Source organism: Achromobacter sp. 1011811831 (assembly GCF_059760905.1).
This window is the reverse complement of sequence record NZ_JCBANG010000040.1, coordinates 19,601-38,851: the sequence shown is the minus strand read 5'-3', so window position 1 is coordinate 38,851 and position 19,251 is coordinate 19,601. Positions and strand designations below refer to the sequence as shown.

The 19,251-nt window shown below is 69.4% G+C and carries 15 protein-coding genes; 3 read left to right on the top strand and 12 right to left on the bottom strand.

Features of this window, described 5'->3' with window-relative positions; all coding sequences use genetic code 11:
• The first annotated feature begins 2 nt into the window (after nt 1-2).
• Nucleotides 3-3,479, top strand: a complete 3,477-nt coding sequence (locus AC6LJ9_RS16535) for a DUF7933 domain-containing protein (RefSeq protein WP_498148400.1) — start codon at nt 3-5, stop codon at nt 3,477-3,479.
• Nucleotides 3,480-3,624: 145 nt separating this feature from the next.
• Here AC6LJ9_RS16535 and AC6LJ9_RS16530 read toward each other — a convergent pair whose 3' ends face one another.
• The 10 genes from AC6LJ9_RS16530 to AC6LJ9_RS16485 all read right to left on the bottom strand — a co-directional run bounded on the left by AC6LJ9_RS16530 (nt 3,625) and on the right by AC6LJ9_RS16485 (nt 14,284).
• Nucleotides 3,625-3,984, bottom strand: a complete 360-nt coding sequence (locus tag AC6LJ9_RS16530) for a hypothetical protein (RefSeq protein ID WP_498148399.1) — start codon at nt 3,982-3,984, stop codon at nt 3,625-3,627.
• A gap of 3 nt (nt 3,985-3,987) precedes the next feature.
• Nucleotides 3,988-4,395, bottom strand: a complete 408-nt coding sequence (locus tag AC6LJ9_RS16525) for a phage holin family protein (protein WP_212318593.1) — start codon at nt 4,393-4,395, stop codon at nt 3,988-3,990.
• 69 nt (nt 4,396-4,464) lie between these two features.
• Nucleotides 4,465-4,782, bottom strand: coding sequence for an ElaB/YgaM/YqjD family protein (locus tag AC6LJ9_RS16520; protein WP_103275859.1), 318 nt, complete (start codon nt 4,780-4,782; stop codon nt 4,465-4,467).
• Between the two features lie 80 nt (nt 4,783-4,862).
• Nucleotides 4,863-5,552 carry a hypothetical protein gene (locus AC6LJ9_RS16515; RefSeq protein WP_498148407.1) on the bottom strand — a complete coding sequence of 230 codons (690 nt, stop codon included), beginning with the start codon at nt 5,550-5,552 and terminating at the stop codon, nt 4,863-4,865.
• 163 nt (nt 5,553-5,715) lie between these two features.
• Complete coding sequence (locus AC6LJ9_RS16510) at nt 5,716-8,427, bottom strand: nitrate reductase (RefSeq protein WP_498148398.1); 2,712 nt, start codon at nt 8,425-8,427, stop codon at nt 5,716-5,718.
• A 2-nt stretch (nt 8,428-8,429) separates the two neighbouring features.
• Nucleotides 8,430-8,762 carry a nitrite reductase small subunit NirD gene (gene nirD / locus AC6LJ9_RS16505; protein WP_498148397.1) on the bottom strand — a complete coding sequence of 111 codons (333 nt, stop codon included), beginning with the start codon at nt 8,760-8,762 and terminating at the stop codon, nt 8,430-8,432.
• 8 nt (nt 8,763-8,770) lie between these two features.
• Entirely contained in the window at nt 8,771-11,206 is a 2,436-nt protein-coding gene (gene nirB / locus AC6LJ9_RS16500) for a nitrite reductase large subunit NirB (protein WP_498148396.1), read from the bottom strand.
• A 33-nt stretch (nt 11,207-11,239) separates the two neighbouring features.
• Nucleotides 11,240-12,115, bottom strand: coding sequence for an ABC transporter ATP-binding protein (locus AC6LJ9_RS16495; RefSeq protein ID WP_498148395.1), 876 nt, complete (start codon nt 12,113-12,115; stop codon nt 11,240-11,242).
• A 4-nt stretch (nt 12,116-12,119) separates the two neighbouring features.
• Nucleotides 12,120-12,953 carry a nitrate ABC transporter permease gene (gene ntrB / locus AC6LJ9_RS16490; protein ID WP_498141042.1) on the bottom strand — a complete coding sequence of 278 codons (834 nt, stop codon included), beginning with the start codon at nt 12,951-12,953 and terminating at the stop codon, nt 12,120-12,122.
• A gap of 23 nt (nt 12,954-12,976) precedes the next feature.
• A complete protein-coding gene (locus AC6LJ9_RS16485) occupies nt 12,977-14,284 on the bottom strand; it encodes a CmpA/NrtA family ABC transporter substrate-binding protein (protein ID WP_498148394.1) in 1,308 nt (435 codons plus the stop codon).
• 363 nt (nt 14,285-14,647) lie between these two features.
• On the opposite strand from AC6LJ9_RS16485, the gene AC6LJ9_RS16480 reads away from it, so the two are divergent.
• Nucleotides 14,648-15,268, top strand: a complete 621-nt coding sequence (locus AC6LJ9_RS16480) for an ANTAR domain-containing response regulator (RefSeq protein ID WP_498148393.1) — start codon at nt 14,648-14,650, stop codon at nt 15,266-15,268.
• Nucleotides 15,269-15,380: 112 nt separating this feature from the next.
• Nucleotides 15,381-16,811: a siroheme synthase CysG gene (gene cysG / locus AC6LJ9_RS16475; protein ID WP_498148392.1), complete on the top strand. Its 1,431-nt coding sequence runs from the start codon at nt 15,381-15,383 to the stop codon at nt 16,809-16,811.
• Between the two features lie 46 nt (nt 16,812-16,857).
• Here cysG and upp read toward each other — a convergent pair whose 3' ends face one another.
• Both upp and dacB read right to left on the bottom strand, forming a co-directional pair.
• A complete protein-coding gene (gene upp / locus AC6LJ9_RS16470; protein ID WP_103275867.1) occupies nt 16,858-17,496 on the bottom strand; it encodes a uracil phosphoribosyltransferase in 639 nt (212 codons plus the stop codon).
• A 190-nt stretch (nt 17,497-17,686) separates the two neighbouring features.
• A complete protein-coding gene (gene dacB, locus AC6LJ9_RS16465; RefSeq protein WP_498148391.1) occupies nt 17,687-19,141 on the bottom strand; it encodes a D-alanyl-D-alanine carboxypeptidase/D-alanyl-D-alanine endopeptidase in 1,455 nt (484 codons plus the stop codon).
• Between the last annotated feature and the right edge of the window lie 110 nt (nt 19,142-19,251).

Below are 19,251 nucleotides of genomic sequence, written 5' to 3'. Positions count from 1 at the left end.
CGATGCAAGCCCCCCTGGATCGCTGCCCGCGCAAGCCGCGCTGGCTGACCGCGCTGATGATCGCGGGCGCGCTGCTGCTGCCGTGGATGGAGCCGGCCCATGGGCAATCGCGCACCATCATCAATACCGGTTTTGACAAGCTGCTGAACGGGGCGAGCCCCCAGCCCCCATCGAAGGGGGCACTCTATGTGGACGATGCCCGCTGCAAAATCGGCGCCCCCGATCAGTGCATGGCGGGCTGGGAGTCCACGCATCCGGCCTACTACTCCTTTGGACACATGGTCGAGACCGGCGCCAGCAAATCCACCTATGGCGTCACGCCCAACAGCGGCACGGCCTTCGTCGAGCTGAACGCGGCAACCCGCTCCCGGCTGTACCAGAATATCTGTCTGAAATCCGGCGAATCGATCAGATTGTCTTATCTTCTGTCCTCTCGCAGCGGGTCCAATGGCTCATTCGCCAGTCAGGTCCAGGCCGGCATCTGGCCATTGAATCACGCTGGCCCGGTTGGCGGGGCGATCATGGCCGTCCCCTCCAGCGTGCGTCCGGCCAAACCCGCGGGCTGGAACGAAGAGACCGCCGTATTGACGCTGCCACCCGGCTATCCCTCCGGCATCTATCAATTGGGCTTCGAGGCCGTCCTGCCAAATGGCAATTCCGGCTACAGCAACCTGCTGGAAAACGTCACCATCCCCATCAAGCCGCTGATCGACCTGGGCGGCAGCCAGATGAACGCCGTCGCGGTTGAGGGCGCGGAAGCGCCGTCGATCAAGGTGCGGATCAACGGTCGCGTCGATACGCCCCTCAGGCTGGTGTTCAAGGCCACAGGCACGGCCGCGCCCGACGAAGACTACCGCCTGGGCGAGCCCGCCGGCCTGCCCGGCTCCGCGCCCACCCTGGAACACAAGCCCGGCAGCGATACCTGGACCCTCGTGGTCCCGCAAGGCGAATACCATGGCGGCCTGTCGACGGCGGTGGGCGGCGGCGTCATCAGCCTTCCCTTCGAGACCCTGGACGACACGCTCGCCGAAGACAATGAGACCGCGGTCTTCACCCTGCAAGCGCCGGGCGTCAATGGCGCCTCGCCGCTCTCGCAATGGAACATGGAGGATCCGGTGTGCAGCGGCACCGGCGACACCGTCAAGCAGGCCAGTTACGTCATCAAGGAACGGGTGCCGACGATCAAATTCAGCGGCAGGGTATACAACGACCAGAACGGCAATGGCGCGCCTGACGAACAGGAAAACTGGACCTCGGTGGAGCCGGTGGCTTCGAACGTCTATGTCAACCTCGTGCGCAAGAACGAGGTCATCTCCTCGCAGGCAGTCGCCCCGGGCCAGGGCGCTTATCAATTCGCCGTGCCCAGCGATACGGACTACAGCATCGTGCTGTCGGATTCTCCCGCCAGCCCCGCACCCACCCCGCCGGTCTACTGGCGCTTCAAAGGCCCCGAATCCGGCATGCTCGGCCCCTATACCGAGGGACAGGAGGCGCTGGACTTCGGCCTGGTTCCCTCCACCAGCGCCTCGCTGTCAAAGGCCTTCGACCAGACGCGCATCCCGCTGCAGGGCACGGCCACGGTGATCTTCAAGCTGAAGAACAGCAACAACGGCCTGGACCAGCACGACGGCCTGGCCTTCACCGACCTGCTGCCCGAGGGACTGCTGATCGACGGACAGCCGCAGGCCGCCCAATGCGGCGGCGCCGTCTCGGTATCCGTGCAGGACGGCCGTTCGCGCCTGCGCTTCACGGGCGGCAGCCTGCCCAAGGGCACCAGCAGCTGCGACATCCGCGCGACGGTGCGCGGCCAGACGCTGGGCCTGAAGACCAATGATCAGTCCAACCTGAACGAGGTCTCGTCCAACCTGGCCGTCTCGGTCAACGCCAGCATCCGCGTGGGCCTGAACTACGACGTGGACGGCGCGGTCTATCGGGACGCCAACGCCAACGGCCATCGCGACGCGGAGGAAGGCGGCATCGGCGCGGCCCTGTGGGTCAAGCTGACGCCGCGCGCCGGCGGCCAGTGCCGCGCGCCCGCCGTCGACGTCGCCCCGGCCGACGCGGCCAGCGGCCGCTATCGCTTCAGCGCGACGCCGGCCGGCGAGTACTGCCTGATCGCTTCCGACAACCCGGATCCGGCCGATATCGCACCGTCCACGCCGGGTTGGTCGCCGCTGACGCCCGCCGACGGCAGGCTGCCCATTTCGATCAGCAACGCCGACCTGCGCGACCGCGACCTGGGCCTGTATCGCGGCCTGATCCTCAAGGGCCGTGTGTTCCGCGATACCGGAACGCCCGGCGTCTCGTCCGACAAGACCGCCAACAACGGCATCGCGGACGGCGCGGAAGCCGGCCTGTCGGGCGCCGGCGTGCACGTCCAGGCGGGCGGACGCACCTATTCCAGCGCCACGACCGACGCCGAGGGCGCGTATACGCTGTTCGTGCCCGTGCCGCAGGACGGCGGCCCCGCCGCCGGCGAACCCATCGAAGTAGCGCAGACCAACCTGCAAGGCCATGCCTCCACCGGCGCTTCGGTGCAGGGCAAGGCGATCGCGAGTTCGGCCAGCGTCGGCGGCACGCAATACACCTATGACCGCGACGCCGACATCCTCCGCTTCGCGCCCGGCGCGCGGAACGCGCGCGGCGTTCTGGACGGCCTGGACTTCGGCGACGTGCCGGACAGCCGCCTGAGCCATGATGGCAACCTGGACGGCACGCCCGGCGCGGCGCTGACCTTCCCGCACGTGTTCACCGCCGGCAGCCGTGGCAGCCTGCGCCTGAGCAGCAGCGCCGCCTCATCGCCGCCGGCGCAGAACTGGAGCGATGCGCTGTACCAGGACGTCAACTGCAACGGCCAGATCGACGCCGACACGGACTCGCTGATCGACTCGGAACGGGCTTTCGAGCTGGACGCCGGGCAGAATCTCTGCCTGGTGCACAAGCAGTTCATCCCCACCGATGCCGCCACCGGCCACCGCAATATCGTCACGCTACGCGCGGAACTGGCCTATGCCAATGCCGCGCCGACGCTCAGCGCCGTCTACACGCGTGAGGACCGGACCACGGTCGCGCAATCCGGCGCGCTGGAACTGGTGAAGGAGGTGCGCCACACCGGCCCCAACTGCGCGCCACTGCCCTCGCCCCAGGGAGACTGGTCCAGCAACAACCAGGCGCGCCCCGGCGACTGGCTGCAATATCGCATCACGTACCGCAACAAGAATATCGATCCCCTGCGGAACCTGGTCATCACCGACGCCACGCCGGCCTTCACGCGCTACGTCAGCGCGACCTGCGGCACCAGCACGCCCGACGGCCTGGTCTGCTCGCCGCCCAGCGCCGACAACAATCCGCCCTCCGCGCCCAAGACCGGCGCCGCCGGCATCCTGCGGTGGGACTTCCAGGACAAGGCGGGCGCGACGGGCGGCCTGCTGAGCGGCGCGGCAGGCAACGTGGACTTCTGCATCCAGCTGGAACCCTGACGGGCGACGCGCTCACGCGCTCACGCGCTCGCTGCCCGATGCGCCGCTTGCCGCCGCGCCCCGGAGGCACGCAGACAAAAACGCCATCCAGGAAACAGGATGGCGTTTTTTTGCCGGGTAAACGGCGGATGGAACACCCTGGACCTCAGCGCTCGTCCGGGTCCTTGCCGCTCGTTTCCCGCCAGGTTTTCCACAACTGCCAGCCCACCAGCGCGCCCGCCGCGACCTTCAACAGGCGAAAGCGCTTGCCGCCGCGCATGAACATGGCGGACAGCGACGAGCTGACCAGTGGATAACGGCGCGCCAGGCCGATGGCCTGCAAGGCCCAGCGTGACGCATTGCTCGATGCCAGTCCGGGCAGCAGGCCCTTGATGAGCGAGGCCGGCTCCAGCTTGCGGCCGGCGCTGGCGATGCTCTGGGCCAGGGATTCGCGCTCGATGGCGGCGCGCGCGCGCAGCAGCTCGATGCGCACCGCGCGGTCGATGGAGGGAGAACGCTTGGCCATGGCTCAGTCCTCCCCGCGCCGGCGCGGATCATCGTCCTGCGCGTCGCGCACGCGCTCGAGCAGTTCCGCGTCGCGGCCCAGCTCTTCCAGCGTGGCCGAGAACGGCGGCGGACCATAGAGCAACGCCTGCCTGACCGCGACCAGCAGCCCAACACCCAGCACCGCGTAGAGCCCGGCCAGCAGGCCCAGCGCCAGATAGCGGTTTTCGGTGGGCCAGAAGGCCACCGCGATGCTGACCGTGAACACCAGCACCGCCAGCGTCAGGAACAGCAAGGCGGCGAAGGCCATGCCCAGCAGCTTCAGCAGCCGCGCCTTTTCATCCGCCGCCTCCAGGGCAAGAAGCTCCAGACGCGTGCGCAGCAGCCCGACCAGGCCGGAGGCGACGCCGAATACAGATTTACGCAGACCCATGAGGCATGGCGCGACCTCGCGGGCGACCGGACGATGCGTCCGGTCGCCGCGCAAGCCGCGCCGTTCCCGTCAGCGGCGGCTGATCAGCAGGCCGAGCAGCAGGCCGGTCACGCCCGCGATGCCGATGGCCTGCCAGGGATTGTCGTGCACGTAGTCGTCGGTGGCGCGCGCCGCCTTGCGGCCGCGTTCCAGCACCGCGTCCTGCGCCTCGTAGAGGGCTTCGCGGGTGCGCTTCAGGGAAGTCAGCGCGCGGTCGCGCAATTCATTGGCCTTGTCGCCGGTGCTGCTGGCGGCTTCGCGCAGCAGGCTCTCAGCATCGTTCAGGCTGGTCTTGACACTGTCGATCAGGCGTTCTTTCGCCGCGTCGTCGGTTTTCTTGGTGGCCATGTGTTGAGCTCCTGTTGTGTGTCGATGACAAAAACATCATACCAGCCGCGTCGCGCCCCGCAGGCGGCCGCGGCCCCGCGCTACTTGATCTGCGTGATCTCGACGGCGGATTTCACGCCGCCCTGGTCGATGTCCTGCTTCATCACCAGGTTCACCGCCGGGCAGTACCAATCGGTGACCGTGGTGTTCATGCCGGGAATCGGAATCGTCAGGCCCTGGAACGAAGCCATGGTGGGATCGGAATTGCGGGTGTAGGTGATGGGATGGCAGGACTGCTTGCCCAGCGCCGTGTCCACCGGCTTCTGCTGCCCCACCGTCTTCTGGCCGATGCGCACGGTGGTGCTGGGCTGGCCGCCCACCGGCGCGTCCTTGCCGATCTTCAGGCGGAAGGACGAGCCAGGCAGTTTCTGGCCGGCATTGAGCTTGCCGTCATAGGCGAACAGGCCCAGCATGCGCAGGTCGAACTGGCCCTCGGAAGGCTGGGGCGCCTCGCCGGCGGACGCGTATTTCAGGAAGGTCGCCTGGCCGTTCTTGACCGTCATCAAATAGTCCAGCTTCGATTTGCCCGGCGGCAGGCCGGCGTAGCTGAAGCGCGCCACGCCCTGCACCCGCGCGCGGCAGTTGTCGCCATTGCTTTTTGTAACCTCGGCAAAGCTCAGATCGGCGCCTAGCGCCAGGTTGCCCGTGCCGGTCAGCTGCACGGTGCCGCCGTCGTGCATGAATTGCGCGTCGCACACGCCGGCCTGCGCCGTGCCCGCCGCCACCGCCATCACCGCCAAACCTGCCCAATTTCGCAATGCCACTCGTCGCTCCAGTAATCCGGAAAATACGTCCCGCCCGCGAGCGGAAACTGGATCGATACTACACCGGGCGGCGCGGGCGGCATATGTCCGAACGTGACAGTCCGATCAAGCGGCAACGGCATCCGGCCGGTCACCCCGCCGGCGCCAGCCGCGTGATGCGCGCGCGGATTTCCGGGGCGCAGGAACCGCAGCCCGTGCCGCAGCCCAGCCCGGCCTGCAGCCCGTCCCAGTCCAGGCCGTCGGCGATGGCGGCGTCGATGGCCGCCTCGTCCACGCCCTTGCATATGCACACCATGCGCTTGCGCGCCGCCTCGATGCGCCCGGTCAGCAGCGCGGCCAGGCTGGCCGGCGCCGCATCGCCGCCGGCCCAGGCCAGCAGCGCGTCCTGCGCGCGCAGATCGCCGGTGAGCAGGAACGCCGCGGGCGCGCCGTCGGCGGTCCGCAGGCGCCGCAGCACGCCGCGCGCCGGATCGTCGAAGGCGGCGTCCGGACAACGCAATTCCAGGGCCTCCAGCAGTTCCTCCAGCGCCGCGCCGTCGGGCGCGTGCGCCGCGCCCAGCTGCAGGCGCGCGCCGCCTACGGCGGCCGGCAGGACCACCGCGTAGTCGTAGCGGCCCAGCCACGGGGCCAGGCGGGCGCGCAGCGCCGGGCCGTCGCCCTGGATCCAGCCGCACGCCCGCCAAGCCAGCTTGGCCGGCTCGGCCGAGATGGCTGCGTGCTTGAGTTCCGGCTGGCGGGAGATGGGATCCGCCGCGTCATGCGTCAGCGCGTTCACGCCCAGTCCGGCCATGTAGGCGCTGCCCCAGTGCATCGGCAGGAAGGCCTGGCCGGATCTGAGTCCCTCGTCCGGCCGCGCCGGCAGCACGATGCTGCCGCGCCGCGACTTGAGCCGGGCCAGCGCGCCGGGCGCCAGCCTGAGCCGGCGCATGTCCTCCGGATGCAGCGATACCCAGGGCTCGTCCACGTGCTGCGTGAGCGCTCGGGCGAGCGAGGTGCGCGCCAGCGTGTGCCAATGGTCGCGCAGCCGTCCCGTGGTCAGCTTGAGCGGGTAATGCGCCGACACGGATTCGACGGGCGGCCGGTAGCCCAGGTCATGGAAACGGGCGCGCCCGTCCGGCGTGGGATAGCGGCCATCGCCATACAGGCGCGCCCTGCCTTGCCCCGCGCGATACGGCCACTGCTGCGGACCGTCGCGCTCCAGCGTCGGGTAGTCCAGCGCGCTGTAGTCCAGGTCCCGGCCCGCCGTCATCCTGGCGTGCTCGGCGTACACCTCGCTTTCATCGCCATAGGCGAATAGCGCGGCCTTGCGCGGCGCGATGCGGGTCGCCAGCCTGAGCGCGACCGCCTGCGCCAGCCGCCAGTCGGGCATGGCGTCGCCCGGCGGCGCGATGGCGGCCCGCACGCGGCTGATGCGGCGTTCGGAATTGGTCATGGTGCCGGACTTCTCCGGCCAGGTCGCCGCGGGCAGCACCAGGTCGGCATGGGCCAGCGTCTCGGCGCCGGCAAAGGCTTCCTGCACGATCACGAAATCCGCGCGCGCCAAAGCGGCGCGCACGCGGGCCTGGTCGGGCATGGACTGGGCCGGGTTGGTGGCGGCGATCCACAGCACCTTGATGCGGCCTTCGCGCGCGTGCTCGAACAACTCCAGCGCGCTGGCGCCAGGCGCTTCGGGCAAGGCATCCACGCCCCATAGCGCTGCCGCCTCGGCGCGGTCGCGGGCGTCGGCCGGATCGCGGTGCCCCGGCAGCAGCGTGGCCATGCCGCCGGCCTCGCGCCCGCCCATGGCGTTGGGCTGGCCGGTCAGCGAGAACGGCCCCGCGCCCGGCCTGCCGATCTGGCCCGTGGCCAGGTGCAGATGGATCAGCGCGGTGTTCTTGTCGGTGCCGCTGGCCGACTGGTTCAGGCCCATGGTGTACAGCGACAAGGCGGCGCCCGCGCCGCCGAACCAGCGCGCGGCCTGGATGATGTCCCGCGCGGGAATGCCACAGACCTCGGCGGCCGCGCCGGGCGTGAATTCATGGATGCGGGCCTTGAGCGCCTCGAAGCCCGAGGTATGGGCGCGGATGTAGTCCTGGTCGACCAGTCCTTCCCAGATCATCACGTTCAGCATGGCGTGAAACAGCGCCACGTCCGAGCCGGGCGTCAGCGGCAGGTGCAGGTCGGCGCAGGCGGCCGTGTCGGTACGGCGCGGATCGACCACGATGAGCTTCATATCGGGCCGGCGCGCGCGGGCGGCCTCGAGCCGGCGGAACAGCACCGGATGGGCATAGGCCATGTTGGACCCGGCGATCAGCACCGTATCGGCCAGTTCCAGGTCCTCGTAGCAGGCGGGCGGCGCGTCGGCGCCCAGCGTGCGCTTGTAGCCCGACACCGCGCTGGACATGCAGAGCCGCGAATTGGTGTCGATGTTGTTGGTGCCGACCAGCGCCCGCGCCAGCTTGTTGAAGACCGCGTAGTCCTCTGTCAGCAGCTGACCGGACAGGTAGAAGCCGACAGAGTCCGGCCCATGCCGGATGATGGCGTCGGCCAGCCGGTCGGCGGCAATGTCCAGCGCCTGGTCTAGCCCGATCTGCTTGCGCGGCTCGTCCTTGCCCGCGCGCCAGGACGCGGCGAGCACGCGCGCATGATCGGCGCGAACCGTGTCGGCCAGGGCCAGGCCCTTGCTGCACAGCCGGCCGCGGTTGGCGGGATGGCTGTCGTCGCCGCGCACCGCCAGCACCGCGCCCTGGCTGACCTGCACGCGCACGCCACAGCCCGTGCCGCAGTAGCAGCACACGCTGGCTACCTCCGCGCCCTCGTCCCGCGCCGGATGGATGCTGACCGGAATCGCCGCCGCGTCCATGGCTAGTCCAGATCCAGGCTGACCACGCCGGCCTCGACCCGGACAGCGACCGCCCGGGCGCAGCCCACGTCGGGCGCCTGCGCCTGGCCGCTGTCCAGGTCGACCACCCAGTTGTGCAAGGGGCAGGTGACCGAACGGCCATGCACCAGGCCGGCCGACAAGGGGCCGCCCTTGTGGGGACAGCGGTCGATCAGGGCGAACACCTCGTCGCCGTGGCTGCGGAACACGGCGATGTCCTCGCGGCCGGGACGGCGCACGATGCGGGCGCCCTGCTGCGGAATGTCCTCGACCCGGCAGATCTCGGACCAGTTTTGCGTGATGGTGGCGGTTGTCATGGCGGCGCTCATGCGGAAAGGACCTCGAACTCGCGCGCGGCGGGCGCGCCCGCCGTTCTCTCGCGCCAGGGATCGGACTCGAAGGACAGGGCGAAGCGCAGCCGCGCGTACAGGAGCTTGCGGTTTTCCGGGTCCTCGACCACCTGCCGCCTGGCGTGCTCCAGGCCGACGCGCGCCAGGTAATGCACCGTGCGCTCCAGGTAGAAGGCTTCCTCGCGATAGAGCTGCAGGAACGCGCCGGCGTACTCCAGCACCTCATCCTGCGTCTGCACCTTGGCGAAGAACTGGGCCACCTCGGTCTTGATGCCGCCGTTGCCGCCCACGTACAGCTCCCAGCCCGACTCCACCGCGATGATGCCCACGTCCTTGATGCCCGATTCGGCGCAGTTGCGCGGGCAGCCTGACACCGCCAGCTTGACCTTGTGCGGGCTCCACATGCCCACCAGGTCTTTCTCCAGCGCGATGCCCATGCCCGTCGAATCCTGCGTGCCGAAGCGGCAGAACTCGCTGCCGACGCAGGTCTTCACGGTGCGCAGGCTCTTGCCGTAGGCATGGCCCGAGGGCATGTCCAGGTCCTGCCAGACCTTGGGCAGGTCTTCCTTGCGCACGCCCAGCAGGTCGATGCGCTGCCCGCCCGTCACCTTCACCATGGGGATCGCGTACTTGTCCGCCACGTCGGCGATGCGGCGCAGCTCGGACGCATTGGTCACGCCGCCCCACATGCGCGGCACCACGGAATAGGTGCCATCCTTCTGGATATTGGCGTGCATGCGCTCGTTGGCCAGCCGGGACTGGCTGTCGTCGCGCGCCTCGCCCGGCCAGGTGGACAGCAGGTAGTAATTGATGGCGGGGCGGCAGGTCGCGCAGCCGTCCGGCGTGCGCCATTCCATGAAGGCCATCACATCGGCCACGCGGGTCAGATGATGCTCGCGGATGGCGCGGCGCAGCTCGCCGTGGGTATGCGAGGTGCAGCCGCACACCGGCTTTTCAGAGCGGGGCTTCACGTCCGCCGCGCCGCCCACGCAGTTGATCAGGATCTGCTCCACCAGCCCCGTGCAGGAGCCGCAGGAGCTGGCCGCCTTGGTGTGCTTCTTGATCTCGTCCACCGTGAACAGGCCCTGCTCGCGGATGGCCTTGACGATGGCACCCTTGCAAACGCCGTTGCAGCCGCAGACTTCGGCGCTGTCCGCCATGCCCGCCGCCCGGCTCTCGCCCGCGTGGCCGGTATCGCCCACGGCGTGCTCGCCGAACATCAGCTGGTCGCGCAGCGCGCCGATCTCCTTGCCCTCGCGGATCAGCCGGAAATACCAGGCGCCGTCGGCCGTGTCGCCATACAGGCAGGCGCCCACCAGGCGGTCGGCCTGGATCACCAGTTTCTTGTAGACGCCGGCCGAGGGATCGGCCAGCGTGATCGCCTCGGTCAATCCGTCGCCCACGAAATCGCCGGCCGAGAACACGTCGATGCCGGTCACCTTGAGCTTGGTGGACGTGACGCTGCCCTCGTAGCGCCCGATGCCATGCAGCGCCAGATGGTTGGCGGCCACCTTGGCCTGCTCGAACAGCGGCGCGACCAGGCCGTAGGCCATGCCCCGGTGCCTGACGCATTCGCCCACGGCATAGATGCGCGGGTCATAGGTCTGCAGCGTGTCGCTCACCACCACGCCCCGGTCCACATGCAGGCCGCAGCTTTCGGCCAGTTCGGTGTTGGGCCGTATGCCCACGGCCATCACCACCAGGTCCGCGGCGATCTCCTCGCCATCGGCGAAGCGCAGCGCGCGCACCCGGCCGTCATCGCCCGCCAGGATCGCCTGCGTCTGGCGCTGCATCAGGAAGCGCAGCCCCCGCGCCTCCAGGCTCTGCCGCAGCAGGCCGGCGGCCGCGCCGTCGAGCTGGCGGTCCAGCAGCGATTCGCCCAGGTGCACCACGGACACGTCCATGCCGCGCGCGGCCAGGCCATTGGCCGCTTCCAGGCCCAGCAGGCCGCCGCCGATCACCACGGCATGGCGGTAGCGCGCGGCCGCGTCGATCATCAGGTTGACGTCGCGGATATCGCGGAACGTAACCACGCCGTCCAGCTCGCATCCCGGCACCGGCAGCATGAACGGATTCGATCCGGTCGCGAGCAGCAGGCGGTCATAGGGCAGCATGGCGCCATCGTCGAGCTGCGCGATGCGCCGCGCCCGGTTCAGGCCCGTGACCTTGCGGCCCAGCAGCAGCCGGATGCCGTTCGACGCATACCAGTCCTCGCGGTTGAGGATGATGTCGTCGAGCGTCTGCTCGCCGGTCAGCACCGGCGACAGCAGGATGCGGTTGTAGTTGACGTGCGGCTCGGCGCCGATCACGGTGATGTCGTACAGGTCGGGCGCCAGTTTCAGCAGTTCCTCGACCGCGCGGATGCCGGCCATGCCGTTGCCCACCACCACCAGCTTCTGTTTGTCTTGCATGATGTCCCTCTCAGCCTGTTGTTCCGGATGCGCTCAGGCCACGGCCCGGGAGGCTCCGGCTTCGTCCAGCGCGCCGCCCTCGGCCCTGCCGGCCTGGACGCCGGGCTCGCGAGCCGCGGCGATCTCCGGATTGCCATGGCGGCGGTGCAGGAAGTCCACCACCGCGGCGCGGCAGGCCAGGTAGACCGCGTCATTGGCCAGCGCCACGCGGTCGCGCGGTCGCGCCAGCGGCACGGCCAGGATCTCGCCGATGGTGGCGGCCGGTCCGTTGCCCAGCATGACGATGCGGTCCGACAGCAGCACGGCCTCGTCCACGTCGTGCGTGACCATGATGGTGGTGGTGCGCGTCTTGGCCACGATCCTGAGCAGCTCGTCCTGCAGATGCGCGCGCGTCAGCGCGTCCAGCGCGCCGAATGGCTCGTCCATCAGCAGCACGCCCGGCTCGATCGCCAGCGCCCGCGCGATGCCCACGCGCTGCTTCATGCCGCCGGAGATCTCGCGCGGCAGCTTGTTCTGCGCTGGCAGCAGACCCACCAGTTCCAGCGCCGCGCGCGTGCGCTCGGCCAGCCGGGCGCGGTTTTCGCTGCCGCCGAACACGCGCTCCACCGCCAGGTGCACGTTCTGGAAGCAGGTCAGCCAGGGCAGCAGGGAATGGTTCTGGAACACCACCGCGCGGTCGGGCCCGGGCCCGGTGATCTCGCGCTCAGCGCACAGCAGCACGCCGGTGGTGGGACGCGTCAGGCCGGCGATCAGGTTCAGCAGCGTGGACTTGCCGCAGCCCGAATGCCCGATCAGCGTGATGAACTCGCCCTGGTCCACGGTCAGGTCGATATCGCGCAAGGCCACGAAATCGCCTTTGCGCGTGGCGAAGGTCTGGCCCACGCGTTCTATGCGTACATGCTTCTTCATGCGGCTACTCCTCGGCGTAGGTGAAGCGGCGCGCCAGCGCGACCAGCAGCGTTTCCAGCGCCAGCCCCACGATGCCGATCACGAAAATGGCGATGACGATGTGCTCGACCTTCAGGTTGTTCCACTCGTCCCACAGCCAGAAGCCGATGCCGGTGCCGCCGGTCAGCATCTCGGCCGCCACGATCACCAGCCAGGCCGTGCCGATGGACAGCCGCACGCCGGTCAGCACATAGGGCAGCACCGCCGGCAGCAACACCTTGGTGACGACCTTCCATTCCGACAGGTTCAGCACGCGCGCCACGTTCAGGTAGTCCTGCGGCACGCGCGTCACCCCCACGGCGGTGTTGACGATCATGGGCCAGATGGAACAGATGAAGATCGCCCAGATGGCGGCCGGATTGGCGGCCTTGAACAGCAACAGGCCCAGCGGCAGCCAGGCCAGCGGCGACACTGGCCGCAGCAGGCTGACGATGGGCGAGAACATGGCGCGCAGCGCGGCATAGCGGCCGATGGCGAAGCCCGCCGGTATGCCCACGATGGCTGCCAGCCCGAAACCGACGGCCACGCGCTGCAGCGAGGCCAGCAGGTTCCAGCCTATGCCCTTGTCGTTGGGCCCGTTGTCGTAGAAAGGATCGGCGAACAGCGCCTGGGCCGCGTGCCAGGTGACGCCGGGCGTGGGAATCTCGGGAATGCCCATGGCCACCGCCTGCCATGCCAGCACGAACACCGCGAATCCCGCCACCGGCCCGGCCACGGCCTTGAGCAGGGCCTCGACGCGGTCGCGCCAGAAGGCGCCCGTCCGGCCCGCGCCCGCCATGCCGGAGATCACATTGAACATATCCTTCTCCCTCGTTGCGGCGCTCAGGCCTTGACCTTGAAGCCGTCGGCATAGGCCGCCGGATCGCTGCCGTCCCAGGCCAGGCCGTCGACCAGCGTGGACTTGCGCATCTCGCCGGCGGGCAGCGCCACGCCCACGGCCTGCGCCGCCTGGCGGTACACGTCGATGCGATTGATCTGCCGGGCCACGGCCAGGTAGTCGGGATGCGTCTTGAGCAGTCCCCAGCGCTTGTGCTGCGTCAGGAACCACATGCCGTCGCTCAGGTAGGGGAAGTTGGCCGCGCCGTCGGCATGAAAGCGCATGGCATGCGGGTCGCTCCAGGACTTGCCCAGGCCGTCCTCGTAGCGGCCCTGCATGCGGCCGACGATGCCGCCCGCGTCGGTATTGACGTAGGACTTGGCCGCGATGGTCTCGGCGGTCTTCTGGCGATTGGCATCGGACGCGTCGATCCACTTGCCCGCCTCCAGCACGGCGGCCGTGACGGCCCGCGCCGTATTGGGATGGCGCGCCACGAACTCCGCGCTGGCGCCCAGCACCTTTTCGGGATGGTCGGCCCAGATGCCCTGCGTCGTGATGGCGGTGAAGCCGATCTTGTCCATGATCGCGCGCGCGCCCCAGGGTTCGCCGACGCAGAAGCCGTCCATGTTGCCCACGCGCATGTTGGCGACCATCTGCGGCGGCGGCACGGTGATGGCCTTGGCATCGCGCATCGGATCGATGCCATGCGCCGCCAGCCAGTAGTACAGCCACATGGCGTGGGTGCCTGTGGGAAAGGTCTGGGCGAAGGTGTATTCGCGCTTGTCGCTGGCCATCAGCCTGGCCAGCGACTCGCCGTCGCGCGCGCCCGCCTGCAGCAGCTTGCTGGACAGGGTGATCGCCTGGCCATTCTGGTTCAGGCCCATGAGCACCGCCATGTCCTTGCGCGGACCGCCGATGCCCAGGTGCACGCCGTAAACCAGCCCGTACAGCACATGAGCGACATCCAGCTCGCCGTTCATGAGCTTGTCCCGCACGCCGGCCCAGGAAGCCTCCTTGGACAGCGTGATGGTGACGCCGTGCTTCTTGTCCAAACCCAGCGCCGAGGCCATCACCACGGACGCGCAATCCGTCAGAGGGATGAAGCCGATCTTCACCTCGGTCTTTTCCGGCGCATCGGTGCCGGCCGCCCAGGCGCCGGCGCGCACCAGCGGATCGACCAGGGACAGCAGACCCGCGCCCGTCGCCGCGCGCGCGGCCCCCGCGAGCCAGCTGCGGCGTCCGGCATCGGCGCCATCGCGCGGGTCGGGTTTCGGTGCGTGTTCCGAACGGTCATGGTGTGACGACATGGGCATGGCTCCTGGCAAAAAAAAACGCCCCGCCCGCCACGGACCGGATCCGGTGGCGGGCGAGACGTCGTTGTCCCTGGCCGCGAATGCGCGGCGTTCAGCGTGGGCGACCGCCGTTGGCCGCCACTACTCCACAAGCAAGCGCCGTGCCAGCTCCCCGCGCACACCCGGCTCGGACCGTCGCGGGGTCCGTGATACCGCATGGATACTGGCTGGGCGGCCGATCGGCGCGGGCGTGGACCGCCGCCCCGCGGACGCCCCCAGAGGCGCAGCAACGTGCGCCGACGCACCAAGCCTGTGCGCGCCATGCCCCGCGCTTGTGCGCGGCGCGCGGCGGTCGCGCGCGCCGCGCCATGGCATGGAAATTGCATGATCACCGGTATCCGGATTTCCAGGATCGAAAGCCCCATGCTGAAAGTCATGCTGCTCAACGATGGCGAGGGACGCGCGGCGTCGCTGCGGCAGACGCTGGCGGCCGCGGGCGTGCGCGTCGTGGCCGAGGCCGCGCCGGACATCGATCTGGCGGCCGCGATCGAAGACGCCGCTCCCGACGTGGTGCTGATCGACAGCGACGCGCCCGGTCGCGACACGCTGGAATATGTCTGTGTGGCCAGCGTGCACAGCGACCGGCCGGTGGTGATGTTCACCGGCGACGGCACGCGCGCGGCCATCCGCGAGGCCTTGCAGGCGGGCGTGGCCGCCTATGTGGTCGGGGACGTGCCCGCCGCCCGCATCGAAAGCCTGCTGACCGTGGCGATCGAACGCTTCGCCGTGGAGAAGTCCCGGCGCGAAGCGCTGCGCGAAGCCAAGCTTCGGCTGGCGGACAGGCAATGGGTGGAAAAAGCCAAGGGCATCCTGATGCAGACCCGCTCAATATCCGAGGACGAAGCCCACCGGCTGTTGCGCGAACGCGCCATGCAGGCCCAGAAGCGCCTGGGCGAGGTGGCGCGCGAAGTCGTTGAGTTCAGTCAATGGCTGGGTCCGGGCTGAGCGTTAATAAGTTCTGGATATATGGATTCAATAAATCAAAAGTTGTGGGGATGAAACCCCATCCCTATGATCGACTGACATTTTCCGGGCCAGCCCGGAGCGGGTTTATTCCATGAAGCTCTTTCCCCTGTTCGCCGATCTGAACGGCCGCCCCGCGCTGGTCGTGGGCGGCGGCGCCGTTGCCGAACGCAAGACGCTGGCGCTGCTCGAAGCGGGCGCCGCCGTGACCGTGGGCGCGCCCGAGCTGACGCCCGCCCTGGCCGCACTGGCCGCCGACGGCCGCATCCGTCACCATCCGGGCCGGTTCGACCCCGCCTGGCTGGACGCCGTCTGGCTGGTCGTGGCCGCCACCGACGACACCGGCGTCAACCGCGAGGTGTCCGAGGCCGCCGAGGCCCGCCGCCTGTTCTGCAATGTGGTGGACGATCCGGCGCTGTCCTCGTTCCAGGTGCCGTCCATCGTGGACCGCTCGCCGGTGATCGTGGCGATCTCGTCCTCGGGCGTGGCCCCGGTGCTGGCCCGCCGCCTGCGCGAACGCATCGAATCGCTGTTCGACCACACCCTGGGCCAGCTGGCCGGACTGGCCGAGCGCTACCGTCAGCGCATCCGCGCCGGCCACCCCGACCTGGGCGCCCGGCGCCGCTTCTACGACTGGCTGCTGGACGGCCCCGTGGCCGGACTGTTGCGCCAGCAGCGCCCGGACCAGGCCGAGGCCGCGCTGGCCGCCGCCCTGGACCAGCCCCTGCGTCCCGCCGAGGGCAGCGTGGTGCTGGTGGGCGCCGGACCGGGAGACCCGGGCCTCTTGACGCTCAAGGCGCTGCGGGCGCTGAACGAGGCCGACGTGATCCTGTACGACCGCCTGGTCAGCGACGACATCATGGCCCTGGCACGGCGCGACGCGCAGCGCGTGTCGGTGGGCAAGCAGCCCGGCGAAGACCATCATGCCACCCAGGCCCGCATCCACGCGCTGCTGGTCGAGCATGCGCGAGCCGGACGCCGCGTGGTGCGGCTCAAGGGCGGCGACGCCTTCATCTTCGGACGGGGCGGCGAGGAACTGGAATATCTGCGCGAGCACGGCGTGCGCTATGAAGTGGTGCCCGGCATCACGGCGGCGCTGGCCTGCGCCGCCTACGCCGGCATTCCGCTGACGCACCGCGAGCACGCACAGTCGGTGCGGCTGGTGACAGCCCACTGCCGCGACGACGAAGACAACCTGGATTGGCCCGCGCTGGCCCGCGAGAAGCAGACGCTGGCGTTCTACATGGGCGTGGGCCAGCTGGACGCGCTCAGCCGCCGGCTGATCTCGCACGGCCGCGCGCCGGACACGCCGTTCGCGCTGATCGAGAACGGCAGCCGCCCGGAACAGCGCGTGCTGTCCGGCGGCTTGAAGGATCTGCCCGAACTGGCGCGGGCGCACGACATCAGCTCTCCCGCCCTGCTCATCGTGGGCGAGGTGGCGGGACTGGCGTCCCGCCTGCAATGGTTCGGCAGCCACATCGATGGCGGCCATGGCGGCGGCCAGCCGCAGCGCCTGGCCGCCTGAGGCCGCCGCGCTGGAAGCGCGCGGCGCTTCCGGCGGCCAATTGCCGTCAGTCGGTCTTCTGGGTCGTGCCGAAGATGCGGTCGCCAGCGTCGCCCAGGCCCGGCACGATGTAGCCGTGCTCGTTCAGGTGGTCGTCGATGGACGCCGTGTAGATGTGCACGTCCGGGTGCTTGGCCAGCACGGCGTCGATGCCCACCGGCGCGGCCACCAGCACCAGCGCGCGGATTTCCTTGCAGCCCGCCTTCTTCAGCAGGTCGATGGCGGCGACCATGGAGCCGCCGGTGGCCAGCATGGGATCGACGATCAGCGCCAGGCGCTGGTCCAGCTCGCCGACCAGGCGTTCCAGGTAGGTATGGGCTTCCAGCGTTTCCTCGTTGCGGGCCACGCCCACCACGCTGACCTTGGCGCCGGGGATCAGGCTCAGCACGCCGTCCAGCATGCCGATGCCGGCGCGCAGGATGGGCACCACGGTGACTTTCTTGCCGGCGATCTTCTCGACCTGGACCTGGCCACACCAGCCCTCGACGGTGGCGGGCGCCAGCGGCAGGTCCTTGGACGCCTCGTAGGTGAGCAAGGCGCCCACTTCCTGCGACAGTTCACGGAAGCTCTTGGTGCTGAGGTCGGCGCGGCGCATGATCCCGAGCTTGTGGCGGATCAGCGGGTGACGGATTTCGTGCACGGGCATGTGCGTAAATCTCCAGATTATTGAGAGTCGGGGTTGTTCGCCTCAGGCGCGGCGGCGGGCGACGCGGCGCTTGTGCGCCGTCGGCCTCGGATACCGCGCCAGAGAATCGTAATCGGTTTGCGGGATTTTTTATCGCCGCACCGCCCAGGGTGGAAAAGACCGCCCCGGCGGAGCCGGCATGGACCATGCTCTATTGTTCGGCCAGCCAGGCGATGAGCGCGTCGTCGAAGGCGCGCACCGAGCCGGCCTGCTCGTGGTTGACCATGCTGACCAGCACGTAGCGCTTGCCGCTGGCGCCCAGCACGTAACCGGCGATGGAACGAACGTCACGCAGCGAGCCGGTCTTCAGGTGGGCCATGCCCTGGGTGCCGTCGCCCTTGAGGCGGCGGCGCACGGTGCCGTCCACGCCGGCGATGGCGAGGGACGAAATGTACTCCGGCATGACCGGCGAATTCCAGGCCACGGTCAGCATGGACGCCAGGCTGTCGGCGGACACGCGCGCCTCGCGCGACAGGCCGGCGCCGTTGTCGATGACCAGTTCCGGCATATCCAGGCCCTGGCGCGCCAGCAGGCTCTTGGCCACGGCCTCGCTGCTGGCCACGGTGGCCGGCTTGCGGCCGCGCTCGGCGCCCAGCGTCAACAGCAGCGTGCGCGCCATGACGTTGTTGCTGCGCTTGTTGATCTGGCGGATGACCTCGGCCAGCGTGGGCGAGTCGTGAGAGGCCAGCACCACGGCGTCGCCCGGCACCATGCCCGTGCGGACCTGGCCCTTGAAGGTGCCGCCCAGTTCGCGCCACAGCATGCGGAACACCTCGGTGGCGTAGTCGGGCTGCGACAGCGCCAGGCGGTACAGGCTGAACTCGCCGCAGGAACCCGCCACCTTGCCGCTGACGCGCAGGGTCACGCCCTGCTGGGTGATGAGTGGCTCGGTCGAGACCACGGGCGCGCCGGGACAGCGCGCCTCGGTCCATTCCACCTTGCCCTCGATTTTCAGGCCGGGCAGCGGCGGATCGATCAGCGGCACCCACTTGTGGGCTGCGGCGTCGGGCAGGAACATCAGACGCACGGCGCCGAATCCCACCATGAGCGCGTCCGGGCTGGCGTTGTAGGCGCGGTCGGGCGCGCCGTCGAAGGCGCCGGGATCGGTGCCCACCTGACCGAAGATGCTGCGGTCGATCACCAGATCGTTGATCTGCTTGACGCCGCGCAGGCGCAGCTCGCGCAGCAGCACCCAGAGATCCTGCATCAGGAACTGCGGATCGCCGCCGGCGCGCAGGTACAGCGGGCCGGACAGCGCGCCCTTGGCGTCGGGCCGGGCGCCCGGCTCGGTCATGAATTCGGTGCGCCAGACGTAGTTGGGCCCCAGCTCGGACAAGGCCGCCCAGGTGGTCACCAGCTTCATGACCGAGGCCGGATTGCGCGCTTCCTTGGCGTTGAGCGCCACCAGGCGCGGGCCGCCCACCTCCTGCACCACCAGGGACAGGGCGCTGTCCGGCAGCTTGGTTTCCTTCCAGGCCTTGACCACGGCCGGCGGCAGGCCGGGCACCTGGGCGCAGGCCACGCCGCCGGCCAGGGCCAGCAGTCCGCCCGCCAGCCACCGCCTGAACCGGCCCGTTCCCGCCACCGCCCTGTTGTATCCCGTCATGCCCCGACCACCTGAATGCTTATCCGGCAAAACCGAGAGCATACAAAACCTGGAGCGCTTGCGGGCGCAGGGCGGGGCATGCAAGCGCCCGGCCGGCCCTGGAATCGGCC

Bases quoted from the DNA above. Each gene is read 5' to 3' on its own strand.
- AC6LJ9_RS16535 (WP_498148400.1), top strand. From the start codon at position 3: ATGCAAGCCCCCCTGGATCGCTGCCCGCGCAAGCCGCGCTGGCTGACC.
- AC6LJ9_RS16530 (WP_498148399.1), bottom strand. From the start codon at position 3,984: ATGGCCAAGCGTTCTCCCTCCATCGACCGCGCGGTGCGCATCGAGCTG.
- AC6LJ9_RS16525 (WP_212318593.1), bottom strand. From the start codon at position 4,395: ATGGGTCTGCGTAAATCTGTATTCGGCGTCGCCTCCGGCCTGGTCGGG.
- AC6LJ9_RS16520 (WP_103275859.1), bottom strand. From the start codon at position 4,782: ATGGCCACCAAGAAAACCGACGACGCGGCGAAAGAACGCCTGATCGAC.
- AC6LJ9_RS16515 (WP_498148407.1), bottom strand. From the start codon at position 5,552: ATGGCGGTGGCGGCGGGCACGGCGCAGGCCGGCGTGTGCGACGCGCAA.
- AC6LJ9_RS16510 (WP_498148398.1), bottom strand. From the start codon at position 8,427: ATGGACGCGGCGGCGATTCCGGTCAGCATCCATCCGGCGCGGGACGAG.
- nirD (WP_498148397.1), bottom strand. From the start codon at position 8,762: ATGACAACCGCCACCATCACGCAAAACTGGTCCGAGATCTGCCGGGTC.
- nirB (WP_498148396.1), bottom strand. From the start codon at position 11,206: ATGCAAGACAAACAGAAGCTGGTGGTGGTGGGCAACGGCATGGCCGGC.
- AC6LJ9_RS16495 (WP_498148395.1), bottom strand. From the start codon at position 12,115: ATGAAGAAGCATGTACGCATAGAACGCGTGGGCCAGACCTTCGCCACG.
- ntrB (WP_498141042.1), bottom strand. From the start codon at position 12,953: ATGTTCAATGTGATCTCCGGCATGGCGGGCGCGGGCCGGACGGGCGCC.
- AC6LJ9_RS16485 (WP_498148394.1), bottom strand. From the start codon at position 14,284: ATGCCCATGTCGTCACACCATGACCGTTCGGAACACGCACCGAAACCC.
- AC6LJ9_RS16480 (WP_498148393.1), top strand. From the start codon at position 14,648: ATGATCACCGGTATCCGGATTTCCAGGATCGAAAGCCCCATGCTGAAA.
- cysG (WP_498148392.1), top strand. From the start codon at position 15,381: ATGAAGCTCTTTCCCCTGTTCGCCGATCTGAACGGCCGCCCCGCGCTG.
- upp (WP_103275867.1), bottom strand. From the start codon at position 17,496: ATGCCCGTGCACGAAATCCGTCACCCGCTGATCCGCCACAAGCTCGGG.
- dacB (WP_498148391.1), bottom strand. From the start codon at position 19,141: ATGACGGGATACAACAGGGCGGTGGCGGGAACGGGCCGGTTCAGGCGG.